Below are 20,496 nucleotides of genomic sequence, written 5' to 3' on the forward strand. Positions count from 1 at the left end.
CCTAATTTAACACAGCCTTTGTTTAAAAATTTACCATAACTGGTTTAAATCTGTTTGGAAGTGTTCCAAACGTTTGTGCTCTTTTTGTGATAAAATGAGAGTATTAAATGATAGAGAGGTAATCGGAAAGCGGGGAAGAAACATGTCTTTAAGAATGATAACTGGAAGGTCGGGAAGCGGTAAAACTCAAATGTGTATGAACGAAATACAAGGCCGGCTGCTGGAAAATCCAGAGGGAGCACCGATTATTTATATTGTTCCAGAGCAGATGACGTTTTCAACAGAATATCGTCTGGCAACGAATCCCATACTTGGTGGAATGATTCGTGCACAAGTGTATAGTTTCTCGCGATTAGCTTGGAGAATACTGCAGGAGACTGGCGGCATAAGCCGTTATCATCTAAGCAGTGTGGGAATAAGCATGCTCATTCGGAGAATTATTGAAGATAAGAAAGACCAATTAAGATTGTTTCAGCGTGCAGCGGATAAAAATGGTTTTGTTCAGCAGGTCGAACAGATGATTACTGAATTTAAGCGATATTGCATTACACCAGAAGAGCTGACACAGGAGGCTGAAAAGAACAATGGAAATGGTGAAACAGCTTCAAGAGCCTTGAAGGATAAACTGAATGATTTAGAGATTATTTATCGACAATTTGAAGATGAGGTCTTTGGAAAATACATTGATTCCGAAGACTATTTTCGTTTGCTTTCAGAAAAGATCTCACAATCGACTTACTTGCAAGATGCAGAAATTTATATAGATGGTTTTAATAGCTTTACGCCACAGGAATTACTTGTCATGAAAGAATTAATGAAACATTGTCCGAGAGTGACTATTACTATGACGACAGATCGAGAGTCCTTTACAGCACCTCCAGATGAATTAGATTTGTTTCGCTTGTCGACCGAGGCTAGTTACTCTATACAAGAATTGGCAAAATCTGAAGGAATCGAAATAGAGAATCAAACCTTTCTATCTCATCAACAAAAATGGAATAATCCATCTCTAAGTCATTTAGAGAGGAATTTCGATACAAGGCCAGCATCCTCTTATTATGGACAAGCTGACATCCATATTGGACAGGCTGTTAATCGTAGAGCGGAAATTGAGGGGATTGCACGCGAAATTCTTCAGTTGGTTCGGACTAAGAATTTTCGCTACAAGGACATTGCGCTTTTGATTAGAAATGGCAGTGATTATCATGAAATCGTAGAGCCTGTTTTCTCCGATTATCAAATTCCCTATTTTATTGACCAAAAAAGAACCATGCTAAATCATCCATTGATTGAATTAATTCGGTCAACCCTGGAAGTGATTCAGTCATTTTGGCGATATGAGCCTGTTTTTAGGGTTATTAAAACAGAATTGTTATATCCACTTCAGGAAAATCCGGATAAAATGCGGGAGAAAATGGATAGGTTAGAAAACTATGTGCTCGCATATGGCATTAAAGGGAGTAAATGGACGAAAAAAGATCGTTGGACGTATCGACGCTTCAAGGGCTTAGAATTGGAAGCTAATGTCCAAACAGACGCTGAAAAAGAAATGGAACAGCAATTGAATGAATTGAAGCTTATGGTATCTGCCCCGATCCTGCGCTTGTCTAGAAGGCTGAAAAAAGCTGATTCAGGGAGAAAGCTTTGTGAAGCAATCTATTTATATTTAGAAGATTTAGATGTTCATTTAAAACTAGAAAATTTAAAAATAGAAGCTGAACAAAAAGGCAATTTAGTAAAAATGCGTGAACATGAACAGGTGTGGAATGCATGTATTGATCTCTTAGATCAGTATGTTGAGATACTAGGGGATGAAAATGTTTCTTTAAAGTCATTCTCCACTATATTAGAAGCAGGATTTGAATCTCTCTATTTTTCACTTATTCCGCCAGCACTGGATCAAGTAATAATCGGGGACATAGAAAAATCTAGATTAACAGATATTAAGGCAGCCTTTGTTGTTGGTGTAAATGAGGGGATATTACCTGCTAAAATTGCCGATGAAGGGATATTATCCGATGAAGAGCGTGAAATGTTGATAGCTGCTGACTTAACAGTGGCACCCAGCAGTAGAACACGTTTATTGGATGAGAATTTTATTGCCTACAAAGCACTAACCACACCTTCAGAAGCTCTTTATGTCAGCTACCCGCTTGCAAATGATGAAGGAAAAGCATTAATACCTTCTTCGTATATTAAGAGATTGAAAGATATGTATCCAGAGTTAGAAGAGCATTTTTATGGTACAGATCCTGCTGAGTTAACAGAAAAGGAGCAGTTGAACTTTGTTACTAACCACAAAACAACACTGTCCTACTTGACCTCACAGCTTCAGTTGAAAAAGCGTAATTATCCCATTTCAGACCTGTGGTGGGATGTATATAACTTTTATATCACAAATGCGTGGAAGACAAGGGCAGAGAGGGTATTCTCCTCTCTCTTTTATACCAACCAGACCGTGCAGCTATTAAAGGAAACAGCGGATGAATTGTATGGTGATACGATTCAAGCAAGTGTTTCTAGGATGGAACTATATAATGGCTGTGCCTTTTCTCATTTTGCACAACACGGACTAAAGCTTCGTGAACGGCAAGTATTTCGGTTGGAAGCCCCTGACATTGGTGAGTTATTTCACGCAGCATTGAAGTATATATCTGACTTTGTCAATGAGCAAAAACTTAGCTGGGATTCTCTTACCAAGAAGCAATGTGAAGAACTGGCTAAGGAGGCAGTGAATGCTTTAGCACCAAAGCTCCAAAACGAAATACTGCTAAGCTCTGAGCGGCATCATTATATAAAAAGGAAATTAGAACAGATTATTACAAGGGCTTCTCAAGTATTAAGCAATCATGCAAAAGTAAGTGGCTTCTCACCAATCGGATTAGAGCTAAGTTTTGGAAAGAATGGCCAGCTTCCGCCATTAACGTTTTCATTAAAAAGTGGAAAACGAATGGAATTAGCTGGCCGAATTGACAGGGTAGATCAAGCAAAAGGTGAAAATAACAATACTTATTTACGTGTCATTGATTATAAATCGAGTGAAAAGGATGTTAATTTAAACGAGGTATATTATGGACTTGCCCTCCAAATGTTAACCTACTTAGATATCGTCATTACGCATTCGGATGAACTGATAGAAATGAAAGCAAGCCCTGCGGGAGTCCTTTATTTCCATGTCCACAACCCGATGATAAGCACGAACAAATTGCTAACCGTTGATGATATAGAAAAGGAAATCATGAAAAAATTCAAGATGAACGGTTTAATGGTGGGTGACCAAGATGTCCTCAAACTGATGGACCAAAGCCTTGAATCAGGTGATTCACAGATTATTTCGGCGGGGATTAAAAAAGATGGAAACCTTACGAAGAAATCAAAAGTAGCGAGCCTAAATGAATTTGATGACCTTAGGAATTATGTCAGAAAGCTCTATCAAACTACAGGGGAAGCTATAGTGGACGGCCAAGTTGAAATCGCTCCTTTTAAACTAAAAGATAAAACGCCTTGCACATTTTGTTCCTATAAATCTGTTTGTCAATTTGACGAGTCAATTGAAAATCATTACCGAATTCTTACACCTCAGCCAAAGAAAACAATCTTTGAATTAATCAGAAAGGGGGCAGGTGTAAATGAGTAGTTTTGTAATACCACCTAAACCTGAGGGGGCAACTTGGACGGAAGACCAATGGAAGGCCATTATGGAGAAAAATAAAGACATCCTTGTTGCAGCAGCAGCAGGCTCTGGTAAAACGGCTGTCTTGGTGGAACGGATTATCCAAAAAATTGTTTCGGAAGATGACCCGATTGATGTCGATGAATTATTAGTCGTAACATTTACGAACGCATCTGCAGCTGAAATGCGTCATCGAATCGGCGAAGCATTGGAAAAGGCGATAAATAAAGACCCAAAATCAAGGCATTTACGAAAGCAGCTAAGCTTATTAAATAAAGCATCCATTTCGACCCTGCATTCCTTTTGTATGGAGGTTATCCGAAAATACTATTATCTCATTGATGTAGATCCTGGCTTTAGAATTGCTGATGAGACAGAGGCACAATTAATTCGGGATGAAGTAATGGATGAGCTATTTGAAGAGGAGTATGGGCTAAAGGATAATGAGCCATTTTTTCGGTTAGTTGATTCCTTTACCAGTGACCGGAGCGATAGTGGCTTAATGGATATCGTCCGGGATATTTATGATTTTGCTGCGTCGAATCCTGTGCCTAGTCATTATTTACAGTCCATGATTGATATGTATGATACTACTAAGGTAGCGAATCTAGAAGAATTACCATTTATTCAAGCACTGTTGTTTGATATTGAGCTTCAACTAGAGGGTGCTAAGGAAATGATACAGCGTGGATTGGAAGTAACAAAGCTTCCTGGTGGTCCGGCACCAAGGGCAGAGAATTTTCTAGATGATCTAAATGTCATTGATACCCTTATACAGGCAAATCGAGATTCATGGTCAGCTCTTTACAATGCCATGCAGACATGGACTTTCACAAGAGCAAAACAAGTAAAAGGGGACCAATTTGATAAAGAGTTGACTGAGAAAGCTCAAAAACTACGTGATAAAGCCAAAAAGAAGATTCAAGATATCAAAGAAGAGCTTTTTGTAAGAAAGCCAGAAGGCTTCTTACAAGATATGGACCAAATGCGCCCTCTAATTGAAACTCTTGTCCATTTGGTTACTGCTTTTTCTGAGCGCTTTGAGAAAGCGAAACGTGAAAAGGGATTAGTTGATTATGCAGATTTGGAGCACTATTGTCTAGCCATCTTAACGGGAGAAATCAGCTCTGATGGAGTATTTCTCCCCTCAGAGGCTGCAATAGCCTATAGAAACCATTTTAATGAAGTATTTGTTGATGAGTACCAGGACGTCAATATGGTTCAGGAAACGATCTTAAGGCTGGTTGCAAAAGAAGATGAGATAAATGGTAATCTGTTTATGGTTGGTGATGTTAAACAGTCGATTTATCGTTTTCGTTTAGCTGAACCAAATCTATTTTTGGGGAAATATAATCGTTTCAGGCAGGACGGTAAAGGGACTGGATTACGGATTGATCTTGCCCGTAATTTTAGAAGCCGGAAAGAGGTTCTTGAAGGAACAAACTATTTATTTAAACAAATCATGGGTGTAAGGGTTGGAGAAATAGAATACGATGAAGCCGCTGAACTCCGGCCCGGTGCGCCATACCCTGAGGATGAACCATTTCCTATCGAGCTATTGTTGATAAATCAAAATAATGTTGGTAAAGAATTGCCACCTGAGGCTGCTGAATCAGAAACAGAGAGCGTACCTTCTGAATTTGATGAGGTGGATTTAGAAAAATCGCAGCTCGAAGCTAGAGTGATGGCTTCAAAGATTAAACAATTAATTGCAAATGAAACAAAAGTTTATAATCCAAAAACAGCATCATACCGTCCGGTCATGTATCGGGATATGGTGATCCTGCTCCGTTCCATGACGTGGGCACCTCAAATAATCGAAGAGTTCAAACAACAAGGAATCCCGATTTACGCAAACCTTTCTACTGGTTATTTTGAAGCAACTGAAGTTGCGATTATGATGTCGTTGTTAAGGGTAATTGATAACCCGTTCCAAGATATTCCGTTGGCTTCTGTCTTGCGTTCTCCTATCGTCGGGCTAAACGAAGAGGAGCTTGCACAAATACGACTGCACAGTAAGGGAACTTTTTGGGAGTCTCTTAAGAGGTTCTGTCGCAGCACACCTACAGAAAAAACGGAACAGGTATACGAAAAGGTCCGGCGTTTTTATGATTACTTGGACGAATGGCGTTCCATGGCGCGCCAGGGATCACTTTCAGAACTAATTTGGCAGCTGTACCGGGATACACAGTTTTATGACTTTGTAGGAGGGTTGCCAGGCGGGAAACAGCGGCAGGCAAACTTGCGTGCTTTGTACGATAGGGCAAGGCAATATGAGCAGACTTCATTTCGAGGGTTATTCCGCTTTTTACGTTTTGTTGAGAGAATGATTGAAAGAGGAGACGACCTTGGAGCAGCAAGAGCGCTTGGCGAGCAGGAAGATGTAGTTCGGATTATGACCATTCATAGCAGTAAAGGGCTTGAATTTCCAGTCGTATTTATTGCAGGATTGTCGCGAAACTTTAATATGTCTGATATAAGGAAGCCGTATATGCTCGATAAAGAGTACGGCATAGCAGCGAAATATGTAAATATAGAAAAAAGAATTTCTTATCCATCTTTACCTCAAATTGCGTTTAAGCGTCGAAAGAAAATGGAAATGCTGGCAGAAGAAATGCGGGTTCTTTACGTGGCCTTGACTCGGGCGAAAGAAAAGCTTTATTTAATAGGCACCTTGAAGGATGCAGATAAAAAAATAGAGCAGTGGAATGATGTAACTGCGAATACAGATTGGCTGCTCAAGGATTATGAAAGAGCAGCGGCAGGCTGTTATATGGATTGGGTTGGACCAGCGGTTATTCGGCATCAGGATAGTCAAGATTTCAGAAAATCTGATTATACACTTGTCCCAACCGAGATTACCTGTCACCCTTCGGCATGGAAAATGACAGTAATGAGTGCTGAAGAAGTAAAAAGTCAGGAAATCATTAAGAAGATGGAAACAGACACCTTACTAGAGCGGGTAGAAAAAAAGGAAATGATTCCGATAACCTCTTCCTTTGGGGAAGAAATTAAGTCTCGCTTAACATGGGAATATTCCTTCTCCAATGCCTCGACACATCGCTCGAAGCAATCAGTTTCTGAAATGAAGCGTCAGCGAGAAATGTCTGATGAGCAAAGTGGTACCGACTTGTTAAGTAAGTTTAAAAAATCAATTACGAAACGTCCTAAGTTTATGCAGGAAAAGTCCTTAAGCCCTGCCGAGAGAGGGACTGCCCTCCATATGGTCATGCAGCATGTTGATTTGACAAGACCTGTTACGTTAGAGAACGTTGAGTCTCAAGTAGAGCGGATGGTTAACGATGAGCTGTTAACGGTTGAACAGGCGGAGGTCATTAATACCCAGTTAATTGCAGAATTTTTCGAGTCAGATTTAGGCAAAAGGATTATGAATGCGAAAGTGGTCAATCGTGAAATACCCTTTACTCTTTCATTGCCTGCATCAGAAGTCTATCCAGCATGGAAGGATGAAGATGAATCTGTGTTTGTCCAAGGGATAATCGACTGCGTTTTTGAGGATGAGAATGGACTTGTCCTTATTGACTTTAAATCTGATGGCATATCTGACCGTTACAAGGGTGGGTTTATTCAAGCTAAACCAATACTAGAAGAGCGATACCGATTGCAAATCAATTTATATACAAAAGCGTTGGAACAAATCTGGAAGCGAAAAGTCAATGAAAGATATCTATTCTTCTTTGACGGGGCTCATATTTTAAGGCTAGAAAAAGAAAATATATAAAAAATAAACGACATAAACCTAATTTGGTTTATGTCGTTTTTCAATTGTTACCGCCTATTGGCTGGTCAACCAAATCAGCGTCAAGAACATTGGTGCCGCTTAATCCGCTTGCTGTAAATATGATCCCACCTGTATTAAATCCCCCAGAACCAGCATTAGTCTTTGAGGCACTTTTTGGAGAAATATATACAGTATCCCCGAATTGCACAATTCCGCCACCAACGTTCACAATCTGTACTGGACCAATTATCGCTGGCATTAAAAACATCCTTTTCATTATTTAGTCCTTACTATCCTATTGATATCATATGACTGAAATCTTGTCATTGTTCATCCACAATATGGTGCAGTTGTCTGATATGTTTTATCCTGGCTTCCATTGAGACATTTTCACTGTTTCCAACATGTAAAATCGCAGATGAAGACATGGCAAGGATAGAAATATTATTGACCTTAATAACAGGCAGAGTATTATGAATTGATAGTGAGATTTTTTCAGTGATCGGCGATAAAGGAATTGGTTCTAAAAAAATAGGATAGTTTAAAAAATTTCCCTCCTCTACATAAAAAGTTTCAGCTTCCCTTTGAACCGCTAAAGCACGAGAAAATCCATTAATAATACGGGAATCTCCAAGCTGGATGGTAGAGGAAAAGGTACCCGAATTCACTTTGATTGCGTTTACTACAGAAGATCTCTGAAACATACTTTAAGCCTACCTAAAAAAGTGGTACAAACGGCCCGATTATGAGTGATTCCGGTGGAGTATCGAAAGTTGCTGCCAATTGAATCGTTTGTGTGTCACCAACCATTACAAGTGAAGAACTTGCAACGCCTAGAATTCTAATTGTATCAACATGAAGGTCCCGATTATATACTTCAAAGTTCATTTTGTGTATTCATTCCTTTCACATTCTTTGGCAAGTGATTAATAAATATTAAAACTCCTTTTTTAATTTCCTGTTTGATTAACTCGATAATGGTCTCCTCAGGATTTAGTTCGCTTCCACGATTAATTGTTGTACTTTGAATATGGTAATCAATCCTGGCTGGAAGCTGTTTCAGTATATCTTGTTTGATAAAATCTAAATAAGAATCATCTAACTGAACATTTAATTGATTTTGAGATTCCTTAAAAAGTGAAGGAAGTTCAGTTTCTAAATACTCATAAATTGATTCTTCTATTTTCATCGACCGCTGCATGTGTGCTTTAGGATGGATGGGTGTTTTAAGGGATTGGTTTTCTACAGCAAAATCTTCAATATTTTGCAAATCCGATGGATTTAGACCAATGTTTAATGTTCCTTCAAGAGTTTCAACCTTTAATTGGTCGAATTTATACTCAATCTTATCAACCTGAATACTAGGCTTATCCTTTAATTGCTTTATTTCTTTCTGGATTTCTTGAATGGTCTTTTCCAGAGTTACAATTCTATTTTCTTGTGCCTGTAAAGTCATTTGTACCCATTGAAGAAATTGAGAATAATCCTGAAACATACCATCACCTCACTGTCTAACATTCTCCTTATTAGCCTTCTAGGGGCACTGAAAAAGTGTCTGAAAGAATTTGCCCACTGGATGTTTGAGTTCCTCCAACCTCTGGTGCTGGCTCAGTAAAACATCCTGTATTATACAAATAGGAGGCAGGTTTGATGATTCCCGCACTGCCAATTTGTAGGACAGAAGAATTAACAATACTGTTAATTTTTATAAAATTTATTTGAATCGACTGCTGAATATAGAAATTCATATAAAACCAACCTTTCCTTACGCATTAAGGAGGATTCCTTGATCTACACCGTCTGAATCGTATGTGTTCGTATTACTTAAATTATTATTATGAACATTTAAACTTTCACCCGTATTAAAGGATCCAGCCCCGGAGAAAGTTCTTGCGGATGAAAATGGCATGATTTTATAGACATCTCCAATATGAAAAACTGAACTGCTGCCAAGTGAAATGACTTGTGCAACTCCTACAATCGCTGGCATAAACAACACCCTTCACCTGTTTTCTCCTAATATCGTATGTATGGGTTGGTGTAATGTGATTCATTCGCCCAATAAAAGTAAAAAGTGATCTTTTAAAAATCTTACAGTTGTATGTTGGGAAAATAATAGAATTAGGTATAATTGCCTATGTTATTGTTGAAAATGGTATATTAGTAGGATATGAGATAATAAGAAAAGGACTTATGATGTGTTTAAGAGGTCAGTCGGAAAATAAATACACTGATTCTCGATAAAGGCAAAACTGGTGAAAATCAGTGACGCAAAGCTAAAGGGGCTAAGGTGCATTTGCACTACGCCAGCCAGTTACCGAAAGAACAGGGTGTTTTACGTACGCTACAGCAATATACATATTCTATGTAGATTGTTTGTACTACATTGTTAACCCCCCCCTTTCGGTAAAGGCGGGGTTATTTTTATGCTAATTTACCAACCCTGCCAAACCGATCATTTCTTCTTTATGTTTTGTGATTAAAGCAGTTTTCAAAAAAACAAGAATAAGGCGGGTGGCATTCTATGGGACTACTAAAACAGATTCAACAAAATAATCAGGGAAAAGGTGCAGAGCACAAATTGTACGAGTTAAAAAGGCTGGCTAAAAGAAGGAATTCATGGAAACCTCTAGAGCTGCAGGATTTAATTCGTAACGGGACCATGTCAAAAGAAATGGCACTCTTCCTCTGTACATGTGTTAAAGCTAGATTAAATATTCTAGTAAGCGGAGGAACAGGTTCAGGTAAAACAACTCTTGTCAATGCACTTTCCACTTTCATTCCAAAAGAGGAAAGGAATATGATTGGAGATGTCCGTGATAAGGATGGACGTGAAATACTTAGGAAAGAAAATAAAGGACTTGATGGTTTTCTTGCAACAGGACACTCCAGCAGTCCAAATAATATGATTGATCGCTTGGAAATCATTGCCTATCTAGAGGGGATGAATTTGCCTATCAAAGCAATTAGGGAACAAATTGCTGGTACTATTGACATCATTGTCCACCTTTCACGAATAAATGATGGAACAAGAAAAATTACGAAGATAACAGAGGTTAAGGGAATACAAGGGGAAAATATTGTGCTTAGAGATATTTTTACTGTTAGACTTCTTGAAGGTTCTTATTATTAGGTCTAGCTTTTTTTTAGGATTTTAGGTATGCCTATGGTATGATAGTGTTGCTAAAAGCACTTGCATACATAGGAGGAAGAATAAATGATTCATGGTCACGTTACAGCTTGGGTTTTGGCCCTAATTTTATTTATTGTCGCTATATTTTTACTAAAAGGTGGAAAAGAAAAGGGCGCTAAAATTGTCCGAATGATACTGCGTGTTCTTTATTTGCTCATTATTGCAACAGGTATTGGACTAATGTTCATGCTTTCCAATATAGATATGTTGTATATACTAAAAGCAGTTGTAGGAATATGGTTAATTGGCTTATTAGAAATGATTCTAAGTAAGGTTGCGCAAAAAAGAAAGACTTCCGTTTTGTGGATACAGTTTGCTATCGCGTTCTTGCTTGTACTCTATTTAGGCTTTGATAAATTACCTATGTCAATTTTCCATGTATAAGTACAATATATTTGAAAGAGCTGTTGGGTTTCCTGACAGCTCTTTCTACGTTTAAAAAAGGATGACAATTATTGCAAATAGTTTTACTATTTAAGTAAGTGAAGAGGAGTGATTCATATGCTAGTAAGAGTATTTGCTAATCTCCGAGAAATTTGCGGCGGAGTTGGAGTAGAGGTTAACCCTGATGGTCAACGAGTCATTGATGTACTAGATAAAATGGTTGAGATGTTTCCTGATTTAAAGATTGAAATATTTACTCCTGAAAAACAACTGCTTCCATTTGTTCATGTTTTTATAAACGGAAGAAATATTATTCATTTGGATGGTCTTGAGACCATTGTAAAAGAAACCGATCAATTTGCACTATTCCCTCCAGTTGCAGGTGGGTAATATGCCAAAGCAGGAATTGGAGTTTCGTGGAATCAATCGGAAGCATCTTGGTATGTATTTTGAAGAGTTAGGCGGAAAACAAATGACAGATGATTTCCCTTACATTTATAAATCTAATGAATGGTGTGGTGAAATAGTTAGGGAAGAGGAGCTTTCAATTACTTCTACATTTAAAGTCAATTCTGTACATATTCGGTTTAATGCTTCAGATGATAGGATGCTTAAAGAGCTTATCAAAAATTATCGGGTGAAAACCAGGAGGATAGGCGGATAGTTAATTTCTGAAACAAAAGGCTTCTGCATAAATGCAGAAGCCTTCATATTATTATACTAACTGATTTTCCGGATCAATGATTTCAAGTTCACGAAGTTTTGCCTCGGTAACTTTTCCGTTTTCCCAGCCGCGTACTTGATAGTACTCTCCAAGCATGATATCCATTCTGCTAACTTCCCCGGTACTATTACCAGAGGCAGGCTCTTCAGTGAATCGTTTTGGAAGATAGTCATCTTCTTCCTTATCGAACCCTGCTAAGTTATTATAATAACGCTCAAGATTGTAAATTCTTTCCCCAGCCTTCATCACATCATCAGCAGTCATCGGAACACCAGTCATTGCACTGTATTGTTCAGCATAATGCTCCGCGTTTTCTGAGAAGGATGAAAACTTACAGATATTCATAGAATCAGAGAATGCAAGCATATCTTGGAATATTTTTAATAACTCGCCTTTACCTTCAGGCTTAAGGCGATCTGTAGGTTCTGGAATACCTGCAATCTCACTCGCAACCGTATATCCGCGTAAATGGCAGGCACCGCGGTTACTTGTTGCATAACCAAGACCAATACCTTGAATTCCACGTGGATCATAGGCAGGTATAGACTGTCCTTTTACAGACATAGAAAGCTCAGGTGCACCCCAGGAAGCTGTTGCTTTTGCAGGACCCTCTGCAAGGAGACCGCCAAAGCCTTCACGGAATGCAATCTTCTTTGTTAAGTCAATCATGGAATCTGCATCGCCCCAGATTAGTTCCTCGGTGATTAACCCCTTTTCATAGGCTTCCATCGTAACAGAGAAGCAATGGCCTAACTCAATAGTATCGAGCCCATACTCATTACATTGGTCGATCAAATAAGAAATAGCTTCCGCATCACTTAATAAACAGTTAGAGCCAAGTGACCAGGAAGATTCAAATTCAAAGCTTTCGACTCTTGTTTTATACTTGCCATCTTTTACTTCAACTTCGATTTTGCAGCCTACAGGGCAGGCGTGGCATGTATTGTTTTTAACGAGCAAATGCTGGTTTACATATTCACCGCTGTGCTTTTCTGCTTCATCCCAATGTGTGAACTGAGAATTCTTGGTTGGAAGGGCGCCAACCTCATTGATGATATTTGTTAAAACGTTGGTCCCATAAACAGAAAGACCGCCTTTATTTGGGGCTGTTAAACCTCCGTCAAGAATGGCCTTTACTGCCTTTTTGTTTGCTTCTCTATATTCGGTTTCTAATTTAGGCTGAGGCATATTACCTTTTTGAGGTGCCTTAATTACAACCGCTTTCAATTTTTTATAGCCAGCAACAGCGGCAGTTCCGCCACGTCCAGCAGCTCGGTCATGCTCGTTAATAAAGGAAGCGAACTTAACTGTGTTTTCACCGGCTTGACCAATCGTCATGACACTAAGGTCTTGTTCGCCGTATCTAGCCTGCATCGTTTTAACTGTTTCTCTTGTTCCTTTGCCCCATAAATCTGAAGCATCACGCAGTTCCGCCTTACCATCTTCGATATAAAGATAAACAGGCTTGTCGCTTTTACCTGTAAGGATGATATTATCGACCCCTGCCCACTTTAAACGTGCTGCGGTCCATCCTCCCATATGAGAATCAGTAACCGTTCCAGTTAACGGAGACTTCGTAACAACACAAAGACGTCCACTCATGGAAGAACGTGAACCAGTAACAGGGCCAGTCATGATACAAAGCATGTTTTCAGGCGATAATGGCTCTACTTCAGGACCGTTATCAAGTACATACTTAACTCCGAGACCGCGGCCGCCAATGTACTTTTTTGCATCTTCTTCGTTAATTGGTCTGTAATTAATTGTACCTGCTGTTAAATCAACTACTACTTCTTTATTTTTAAAACCGCCTAAATTCAAAGTTTCTCCCTCTCTTTCATTAATAAATTGAAGCTTTTCTCCTATTTATATTAAAAAATATTAATAGGATATTCCTCTCAAAATTAATAAATAAACCCAATTCTTATTATACAATTATTTTTATATATTTAATATTTAAACTTTTCTAAATTTCAATTAAAATTAACGTAGATTACGTGAGTCGTTAGAATGTATTACTAATCTAGAAAAGAGGATCGCATATGGACGATTTAGGACGATACGGAAGACAAATTCTTTTTTCCGGAATAGGGGAAGAGGGGCAGGTAAAATTGCTGAAAAGCAAGGTGGCTATTGTCGGTGTCGGAGCACTCGGAACAGTATGTGCTAATCATTTGGTCCGATCGGGTGTAGGATACATAAGGTTAATTGATAGAGATGTAGTTGACCTTTCCAATTTACAGCGTCAATCACTTTTTAACGAAGAAGATGTTAATTTAAATCTTCCAAAGGCAGTTGCAGCCCAAAAGAGGCTGAAAACTATAAACTCAACTGTTAAAGTAGACGCAGTTATCACAGATTTAAACCTTGATAATGCTGAAGAATTGCTAGCAGGGTTTGATTGTCTCGTTGATGGCACGGATAATTTTATGACCCGATACTTGATCAATGATGTTGCAGTTAAGTATGGTATTCCTTGGGTCCATGGGGCAGCAGTTAGTTCAAGAGGAATGTTTGCCGTTATTAAACCAGGAATAACTCCATGCTATCGCTGTCTATTTCCAGAAGTTCCAGCTGGCAGGGGCGAAACTTGTGACACGATTGGTGTTCTGTCACCAATAACGGATATAATTGGTTCCTTTCAAGCAATGGAAGCGATAAAACTATTAATAGGAGCCTCCACAAGTTCTAACCTTGAGCAAATTGATATATGGGATACCTCTTTTTTTTCAATGGATATAACCGAAGGGAGAAATCCACAATGTCCGACATGTGTAGATCACCAATTTGACTTCCTAGATCGTTCATCCAGCATCCAGGAATCTTATAGTTCTCTTTGCGGTCGAGACACCGTGCAAATATATTTTAGAGAAAAGCGCGAACGAGACTTAAAAAAACTTAGTGAACACCTAAAGAAAAATGGAAAAGTAACCGGAAACCAATTTTTACTTCGTTTCTCTCCCAATTCAGAAACAACTATCGTCATATTCAAAGATGGTCGAGTACTAATCCATGGTACAAACGATGTCGTAAAAGCAAAATCCCTTTATTCAAAATATATTGGAAACTAAATAATAGAAAAAAGGTGTATTTTTTCAAATTGAAAAATACACCTTTTTTCTCTAAGAAATCATTTTTTCGATAACCAATCGTTTTCCGGTATTTAGGGTGAATTCAAAGCGATCATTGACCTTTTCAAAATAACAAAAATGGTGCTGCACATTACAGATTTGTTCCTGATTATCGAAAACAATAAAGTTTACCCCATCTCTTCGCTTTTCATCGGATAGGAAAGAAAGGTGATTGTAGCAATAGATACAATCATATATAGAAAAATCTAACGAGTTTAATGTTGTGATAAATTGAAAAAAGGCGTCATCATTCATTCCCTCTAAAAGTCTTTCCAACGAGTAGATTAAATGCTTCCTTATTCTAACCAAATCATGATCACGAAGCATAATGATCTCATTTCCAATTCGTATCTTCCCAGAGTCAATTAAAATTCCTTTCTTCCATCGATTAACGCGAAATATTTCTATCTCTTGTTGAAGAAAGTCATCAAGCATCGCTGCTTCCTCTGTTTCTTGATCAAAAAATATCCATTGATCACTTATTTGTTCAACTGCTCCTTCGTTATAGGCCCTCAGTTGAAAATCCAAAAGTTTAATTCTTTGTTGTCGATTCATGTTTAACCTCCGTGCCTAATACTTCATTTTCTTTGTAGACATCTTTGTGAGATTTTATAACTTGTTTATCTTTAATTTGGACAATTTACCAAATAAACTGGGCTGAATACTATAAAACATGTAACGTTTATCCAGCTGCTAAACTGGAGAGAGGAGATTTTATTATGTGCGGAGTAACAGGATGGGTTGATTTTACAATTGATATAAAGAATGAAAAGGATACATTGGAAAAAATGGCAAATACCCTTGCGAAAAGGGGCCCAGACGAGACAAACCTTTGGTTGAATAGTCATGTTGGTTTTGGTCATAAGCGGCTGATTGTGGTGGACCCTGAGGGGGGAAGACAGCCGATGACTAAACAAAAAGATGGTATACAATATACAATTTGTTATAATGGGGAGTTGTACAATACTGAAGATATCCGCAAAATTCTCCTTACTAAAGGATATTCTTTCAAAGGTCATTCTGATACAGAAGTTCTGTTAACTGCCTATATAGAATGGGCAGAAGAGTGTGTAAATCATTTAAACGGTATCTATGCTTTTGCTATTTGGGATTCAAAGAGAGAGCAGCTTTTTATTGGACGGGATCGATTAGGTGTTAAACCGCTGTTTTTTACGGAATTAAATAAGGGGATTGTATTTGCTTCGGAAATAAAGGCAATTCTTAAGAACCCTGGAATGAAAACAGAGCTAGAATATGAGGGGCTTGCTGAAATTTTCGGTTTAGGACCTTCGAGGACTCCGGGGTCTGGGATTTTTAAAGGCATTAAGGAGCTGCGTCCGGCACACGCCATGACTTTTTCAAAAAACGGCTTAAAGATTTGGCGTTATTGGAATGTAAAGAGTGATTTGCATAAAGATAATGTGGAGGATACGGCCGAAAAGGTACGCTATTTGGTAACAGATGCTGTAACAAGGCAGCTAGTATCCGATGTTCCGCTTTCTACCTTCTTATCAGGGGGGCTTGATTCAAGTATTATTACTGCAATTGCTGCACAAGGATTTAAAGACCAAGGTAAAGGTCAGCTTCATACGTATTCTATTGACTATGAAGGAAACGATCGCTTTTTCAAAGCAAACGAATTTCAGCCAAATGCGGATGAAAAGTGGATCAAGATTGTGACCAGTGAGTTTGATACAAAGCACCATTTTAAAACAATTTCTCAAGAACAATTAGTGAAAGACTTAACAGAAGCGGTTCATGTTCGTGATTGTCCTGGTATGGCTGACATTGATTCCTCCTTGCTTTGGTTTTGTAAGGAAATAAAAAATGACTTTGTTGTTAGTCTTTCTGGGGAATGTGCGGATGAGATCTTTGGAGGCTACCCTTGGTTTCACCGCAAGGAAGATTTAGAGAGACCAGGATTTCCTTGGATGCGTTCGGTTAATGAAAGAAATAATTTGTTAAGAGCCGATTGGCAGCAAAGACTTAAATTAAAGGATTACGTGATTGAAAAGTATAAGCAAGCCGTTCAGGAAACTCCTAAATTGGAGGGAGAAAGCATCGAAGAAGCAAAACGGCGAGAGCTTTTTTATATTAATATGACACATTTTATGACAACGCTACTTGACCGAAAAGATAGAATGAGTATGGGAGCAAGTCTTGAGGTCAGAGTTCCATTTGCAGACCACCGTCTTGTAGAATATGTTTGGAACATCCCGTGGGATATAAAAATGGTTCATGGCAGGGAAAAGGGAATCTTAAGAAAAGCTTTTGAAGGAATTCTTCCGGAGGAAGTACTTTATCGAAAGAAAAGTCCGTATCCCAAAACCCATAATCCAGCATACACATTGGCAGTCCAACAACAATTAAAAGAGATATTAACGAATAAATCCTCGGTACTATTTGAAATATTCAATCGAGATTTACTAAATGAACTGGTAGATTCCGGAGGTAATTCCTTTAAAGAGCCATGGTTTGGTCAGTTAATGTCAGGACCACAGCTATTGGCCTATTTTATTCAATTAGATATTTGGTTTAAAGATTACAATATTAATATAGTAAATGCATAGGCGTTTATAGTTGGATTCATAACTTTATTAGATTAAAATGAGTGTATGGAAGGGGATTGAAGATGAAAAAAACCTTGATTACACTCATTTTATTTTGTATTTTTATTTTTTCGGCAGTGCCAGTTTACGGGGCCTCGGAAAGGGAGACCCGGGAATGGCAGGAAGAAACTGTTTATTCTATAATGGTGGATCGTTTTTTTAATGCTAATACGAAGAATGATATTGATGTTAATACTTTAGACCCTTTAGCCTATAATGGCGGAGATTTTCAGGGAGTCATTGATAAGCTCGATTTTCTTAAGGATATGGGTTTCACAGCAATCCGGCTAACATCTATATTCGATAATACTTCTGGAGGTTATCATGGCTATTGGATAAATGACTTTTATCAGCCTGATGAGCATTTTGGCTCGCTAAAAACATTTAAGAAACTAGTGCAAGAAGCCCATCAACGAGATATGAAGGTAATCATTGATTTTGTAACCAATAATGTCTCTACAGAACACCCATGGGTGAAAGAGACAACAAAGCAGGATTGGTTCAATGTGAAGACTGAAATTAATAATTTGAATAATCAGGATGAAATAGAGAATGAATGGGTGAATGGTTTACCTGACCTTAATCAGGACAACCCTGACGTCAAAAATTATTTATTCGATGCTGCCAAGTGGTGGATAAATGAGACGGATATTGACGGGTACAGTCTTCCAGAGGTAAATCATGTCCCAGTAGCCTTTTGGAGTGATTTTTCAAAGGAAGTAAAAAGTGAAAAGGAAAACTTCTTTCTCTTAGGGATTACCTCTGCCAATCGGACAGTTGATTCTGATAAATATGTGATGGCTGGCATCGACAGCCTTACTGACTATCAACATAGTGAAAATTTAAGAAATGTTTTCGCTACGACTAATCAAGCTTTTAGCGGGCTGAATGATAATAAGGTTCAGAACCCTGAATTACAGCCACAATTTTTTGATAATGAAATGACTACGAGGTTTACAAGTGATATCGTAAAAAATAAACAGTTTCCAGGTGCTCGCTGGAGAACTGCCTTGACTTATATATATTCTACTCCTGGAATCCCTGTTGTCTTTTATGGCAGTGAAATTGCTTTAAACGGCGGAGAAATTCCAGATAATCGTCAGCCAATGAATTTCCGGACAGAAAAGGAACTCATTGATTATATGACTAAGCTAGGTGAAATAAGAAATCAGCTTCCTTCTTTGACAAGGGGAAGTATGGAGATGCTTTATGAAAAAGATGGAATGGCGGTTTATAAGCGCGTATACCAAGATGAAACAGCGATTATTGCCATTAATAATACAAGTAAATCTCAAAATGTGACGTTAAATAATGATCATATTGAAGGTGGAAAAGAACTGCGTGGCATGCTTAATGGAGACTTAGTCCGAAGTAATGATGATAACCAATATGATCTCATCATTGACCGTGATGAAGCAGAAATTTATGTGTTAGCCAATAAGAGCGGAATTAATCTGACGCTAATAGGTTCACTAGTGTTTGTCTACATCTTATTCACTATATTTATTATAAAAGTAAGGAAAAGAAGAAAAGAATAAAAAAAAATGCGGCTGGGACAAAACCCCCTCTAGAACCTAAAAAGCCTGTGAAATTTTACGAGGAGTAAAATTTCACAGGCTTTATTTTTTTCATAACAAAAAGGACATCTTCTGATAAAATTTAAGTACCCCTACAAAAATCAAATCAGAAAGAAGTGTCCTTATGTTTAAAAATTATAACATGAATCAATTGATTTTACCTTTAGATTTAGAAGTTAAATTACAAGAAAATGATATTGCTTTTTCCATTCATCATTTAGTCGAAAGTATTCCTGATGGAGCCTTCGACTCTTTCCTGCGCCATACCGGTTGTCCTGCCCATCATCCACGTATGATGCTTAAAATTATTTTATGTGGTTACACACAATCCGCTTTCTCGGGTAGAAAAATTGAGGGTATGGTAAAAGATAGTATCCGTATGATGTGGCTAGCCCAAGGCTATGAGCCAAGTTACCGTACAATCAATCGTTACCGTGTGCATCCAGAAATGCAAGAGTTGATTCGTCAATGTTTTGTTCAGTTTCGCTGTCAGCTTGTGCAGGAAAAGCTAATCGATCAGGAAGCGATTTTTATTGATGGTACAAAAATCGAAGCAAACGCTAATAAATTCACCTTTGTATGGAAGAAATCCGTTGAAAAATATAATACGAATCTGGTGGAGAAATCGAATCAGCTTTACAATGAGCTGCTTGAAAAACAAATCATTCCTGAAATGACACGAGAAAACGACGAACAACTTTCAATTGTAGAGCTATCTCAAATCACTAAAAAACTCGAGGAAGTCATTGAAGAATATACGGAACAAATCGAGAATTCTAGTGATGTTAATGAACGCAAAAAGTTACGTAGCGATCGAAAAACACCTAAACAAATCGTGAAACAGGTTAATGATTGGATTGAACGAAAGCAAAAATATCAAAAAGACTTCGAGATCTTTGGCACACGGAATAGTTATTCCAAAACAGACCATGATGCGACATTCATGCGAATGAAGGATGATTATATGCAAAACGGCCAATTAAAGCCTGGTTATAATCTTCAAGTAGCGTCTGAAGGACAATATACACTTGCCTACGGTATTTTTTCTAATCCAACGGATACAAAAACACTTACACCATTTCTCAATCAAATTGAAGAGCAGTATTTTTCATTGCCTGAACATATAGTCGCAGATGCAGGATATGGCAGCGAACAAAATTACGATGACATACTATCAAAGCGCAAACGTACACCGCTGATTACATTCGGTCACTACTTAAATGAACAAAAGAAAAAATCTAAAAAGGACCCTTTTAAAACGAGCAATTGGTTGTATGATGAAGAAAGCGATGCCTATACCTGTCCGAACGGAAAGCAAGTGAGGTTTCAATATCATTCGAATCGAACAGATAAATCTAGGTTCCAGCGCACGTTTAAAATTTATGAATGTGAAGACTGTACGGATTGTCCACTTCGAGTAAACTGTACGAAGGCGCAAGAAGGAAAAAAACGTAAGTTGATGG

18 protein-coding genes and 1 riboswitch are annotated in these 20,496 nt (G+C 38.1%); of the genes, 10 read left to right on the top strand and 8 right to left on the bottom strand.

Features of this window, described 5'->3' with window-relative positions; genetic code table 11:
- Positions 1-142 precede the first annotated feature (142 nt).
- Together addB and addA are read left to right on the top strand one after the other, a co-directional pair.
- Complete coding sequence (addB, locus tag CHI06_RS10885) at positions 143-3,637, top strand: helicase-exonuclease AddAB subunit AddB (protein WP_095248575.1); 3,495 nt, start codon at positions 143-145, stop codon at positions 3,635-3,637.
- The gene (addA, locus tag CHI06_RS10890; RefSeq protein WP_095248576.1) at positions 3,630-7,415 is read left to right on the top strand and encodes a helicase-exonuclease AddAB subunit AddA; all 3,786 of its coding nucleotides are present in this window, start codon (positions 3,630-3,632) and stop codon (positions 7,413-7,415) included. The genes addB and addA overlap by 8 nt, the downstream gene beginning before the upstream one ends.
- A gap of 40 nt (positions 7,416-7,455) precedes the next feature.
- On the opposite strand, the gene CHI06_RS10895 is transcribed toward addA, so the two are convergent.
- The 6 genes from CHI06_RS10895 to CHI06_RS10920 all read right to left on the bottom strand — a co-directional run bounded on the left by CHI06_RS10895 (position 7,456) and on the right by CHI06_RS10920 (position 9,405).
- Positions 7,456-7,674: a spore germination protein gene (locus tag CHI06_RS10895; protein ID WP_095248577.1), complete on the bottom strand. Its 219-nt coding sequence runs from the start codon at positions 7,672-7,674 to the stop codon at positions 7,456-7,458.
- A gap of 64 nt (positions 7,675-7,738) precedes the next feature.
- Positions 7,739-8,119, bottom strand: a complete 381-nt coding sequence (locus tag CHI06_RS10900) for a spore germination protein GerPE (protein ID WP_095248578.1) — start codon at positions 8,117-8,119, stop codon at positions 7,739-7,741.
- A 13-nt stretch (positions 8,120-8,132) separates the two neighbouring features.
- Positions 8,133-8,303 (bottom strand): spore gernimation protein GerPD, encoded by a 171-nt coding sequence (locus CHI06_RS10905; RefSeq protein ID WP_095248579.1) that lies wholly within the window; start codon positions 8,301-8,303, stop codon positions 8,133-8,135.
- A complete protein-coding gene (gerPC, locus tag CHI06_RS10910) occupies positions 8,293-8,910 on the bottom strand; it encodes a spore germination protein GerPC (protein ID WP_095248580.1) in 618 nt (205 codons plus the stop codon). The genes CHI06_RS10905 and gerPC overlap by 11 nt, the downstream gene beginning before the upstream one ends.
- A 31-nt stretch (positions 8,911-8,941) precedes the next feature.
- On the bottom strand, positions 8,942-9,163 hold the full coding sequence (locus tag CHI06_RS10915) for a spore germination protein GerPB (RefSeq protein ID WP_095248581.1): 222 nt from the start codon (positions 9,161-9,163) through the stop codon (positions 8,942-8,944).
- A 17-nt stretch (positions 9,164-9,180) separates the two neighbouring features.
- Entirely contained in the window at positions 9,181-9,405 is a 225-nt protein-coding gene (locus tag CHI06_RS10920; protein ID WP_095248582.1) for a spore germination protein, read from the bottom strand.
- 245 nt (positions 9,406-9,650) lie between these two features.
- Positions 9,651-9,737, top strand: a riboswitch (cyclic di-GMP riboswitch).
- A gap of 202 nt (positions 9,738-9,939) precedes the next feature.
- Here CHI06_RS10920 and CHI06_RS10925 point away from each other — a divergent pair.
- From CHI06_RS10925 to CHI06_RS10940, 4 genes are all read left to right on the top strand, one after another.
- Positions 9,940-10,548, top strand: coding sequence for an ATPase, T2SS/T4P/T4SS family (locus tag CHI06_RS10925; RefSeq protein WP_095248583.1), 609 nt, complete (start codon positions 9,940-9,942; stop codon positions 10,546-10,548).
- 84 nt (positions 10,549-10,632) lie between these two features.
- Positions 10,633-10,992 (top strand): YisL family protein, encoded by a 360-nt coding sequence (locus tag CHI06_RS10930; RefSeq protein ID WP_095248584.1) that lies wholly within the window; start codon positions 10,633-10,635, stop codon positions 10,990-10,992.
- 117 nt (positions 10,993-11,109) lie between these two features.
- Positions 11,110-11,382, top strand: coding sequence for a ubiquitin-like small modifier protein 1 (locus CHI06_RS10935; protein WP_095248585.1), 273 nt, complete (start codon positions 11,110-11,112; stop codon positions 11,380-11,382).
- 1 nt (position 11,383) lies between these two features.
- Positions 11,384-11,656 carry a hypothetical protein gene (locus CHI06_RS10940; RefSeq protein ID WP_095248586.1) on the top strand — a complete coding sequence of 91 codons (273 nt, stop codon included), beginning with the start codon at positions 11,384-11,386 and terminating at the stop codon, positions 11,654-11,656.
- Between the two features lie 51 nt (positions 11,657-11,707).
- On the opposite strand, the gene CHI06_RS10945 is transcribed toward CHI06_RS10940, so the two are convergent.
- A complete protein-coding gene (locus CHI06_RS10945) occupies positions 11,708-13,537 on the bottom strand; it encodes an aldehyde ferredoxin oxidoreductase family protein (RefSeq protein ID WP_095248587.1) in 1,830 nt (609 codons plus the stop codon).
- A gap of 221 nt (positions 13,538-13,758) precedes the next feature.
- On the opposite strand from CHI06_RS10945, the gene CHI06_RS10950 reads away from it, so the two are divergent.
- Complete coding sequence (locus tag CHI06_RS10950) at positions 13,759-14,787, top strand: ThiF family adenylyltransferase (protein WP_095248588.1); 1,029 nt, start codon at positions 13,759-13,761, stop codon at positions 14,785-14,787.
- Between the two features lie 51 nt (positions 14,788-14,838).
- Here the strand turns inward: CHI06_RS10950 and CHI06_RS10955 are convergent, their stop codons facing one another.
- Positions 14,839-15,402 carry a DUF2777 domain-containing protein gene (locus CHI06_RS10955; RefSeq protein ID WP_095248589.1) on the bottom strand — a complete coding sequence of 188 codons (564 nt, stop codon included), beginning with the start codon at positions 15,400-15,402 and terminating at the stop codon, positions 14,839-14,841.
- Between the two features lie 164 nt (positions 15,403-15,566).
- Between CHI06_RS10955 and asnB the strand changes: the two genes are divergently transcribed.
- From asnB to CHI06_RS10970, 3 genes are all read left to right on the top strand, one after another.
- On the top strand, positions 15,567-17,417 hold the full coding sequence (gene asnB, locus CHI06_RS10960; RefSeq protein ID WP_095248590.1) for an asparagine synthase (glutamine-hydrolyzing): 1,851 nt from the start codon (positions 15,567-15,569) through the stop codon (positions 17,415-17,417).
- Positions 17,418-17,479: 62 nt separating this feature from the next.
- Entirely contained in the window at positions 17,480-18,994 is a 1,515-nt protein-coding gene (locus tag CHI06_RS10965; RefSeq protein WP_095248591.1) for an alpha-amylase family glycosyl hydrolase, read from the top strand.
- Positions 18,995-19,157: 163 nt separating this feature from the next.
- Positions 19,158-20,496 (top strand): IS1182 family transposase (locus CHI06_RS10970; RefSeq protein ID WP_095248592.1); only part of this gene is annotated, 1,339 nt, incomplete at its 3' end.

Origin of the sequence: Bacillus sp. 7884-1, from assembly GCF_002272245.1 — a bacterium.
GTDB lineage: Bacteria > Bacillota > Bacilli > Bacillales > Cytobacillaceae > Neobacillus.

Coding starts and splice junctions, on each gene's coding strand:
- CHI06_RS10935 (WP_095248585.1), top strand. CDS start 11,110: ATGCTAGTAAGAGTATTTGCTAATCTCCGAGAAATTTGCGGCGGAGTT.
- gerPC (WP_095248580.1), bottom strand. CDS start 8,910: ATGTTTCAGGATTATTCTCAATTTCTTCAATGGGTACAAATGACTTTA.
- CHI06_RS10940 (WP_095248586.1), top strand. CDS start 11,384: ATGCCAAAGCAGGAATTGGAGTTTCGTGGAATCAATCGGAAGCATCTT.
- addB (WP_095248575.1), top strand. CDS start 143: ATGTCTTTAAGAATGATAACTGGAAGGTCGGGAAGCGGTAAAACTCAA.
- CHI06_RS10905 (WP_095248579.1), bottom strand. CDS start 8,303: ATGAACTTTGAAGTATATAATCGGGACCTTCATGTTGATACAATTAGA.
- CHI06_RS10895 (WP_095248577.1), bottom strand. CDS start 7,674: ATGCCAGCGATAATTGGTCCAGTACAGATTGTGAACGTTGGTGGCGGA.
- CHI06_RS10950 (WP_095248588.1), top strand. CDS start 13,759: ATGGACGATTTAGGACGATACGGAAGACAAATTCTTTTTTCCGGAATA.
- asnB (WP_095248590.1), top strand. CDS start 15,567: ATGTGCGGAGTAACAGGATGGGTTGATTTTACAATTGATATAAAGAAT.
- CHI06_RS10930 (WP_095248584.1), top strand. CDS start 10,633: ATGATTCATGGTCACGTTACAGCTTGGGTTTTGGCCCTAATTTTATTT.
- CHI06_RS10920 (WP_095248582.1), bottom strand. CDS start 9,405: ATGCCAGCGATTGTAGGAGTTGCACAAGTCATTTCACTTGGCAGCAGT.
- CHI06_RS10925 (WP_095248583.1), top strand. CDS start 9,940: ATGGGACTACTAAAACAGATTCAACAAAATAATCAGGGAAAAGGTGCA.
- addA (WP_095248576.1), top strand. CDS start 3,630: ATGAGTAGTTTTGTAATACCACCTAAACCTGAGGGGGCAACTTGGACG.
- CHI06_RS10900 (WP_095248578.1), bottom strand. CDS start 8,119: ATGTTTCAGAGATCTTCTGTAGTAAACGCAATCAAAGTGAATTCGGGT.
- CHI06_RS10915 (WP_095248581.1), bottom strand. CDS start 9,163: ATGAATTTCTATATTCAGCAGTCGATTCAAATAAATTTTATAAAAATT.
- CHI06_RS10955 (WP_095248589.1), bottom strand. CDS start 15,402: ATGAATCGACAACAAAGAATTAAACTTTTGGATTTTCAACTGAGGGCC.
- CHI06_RS10965 (WP_095248591.1), top strand. CDS start 17,480: ATGAAAAAAACCTTGATTACACTCATTTTATTTTGTATTTTTATTTTT.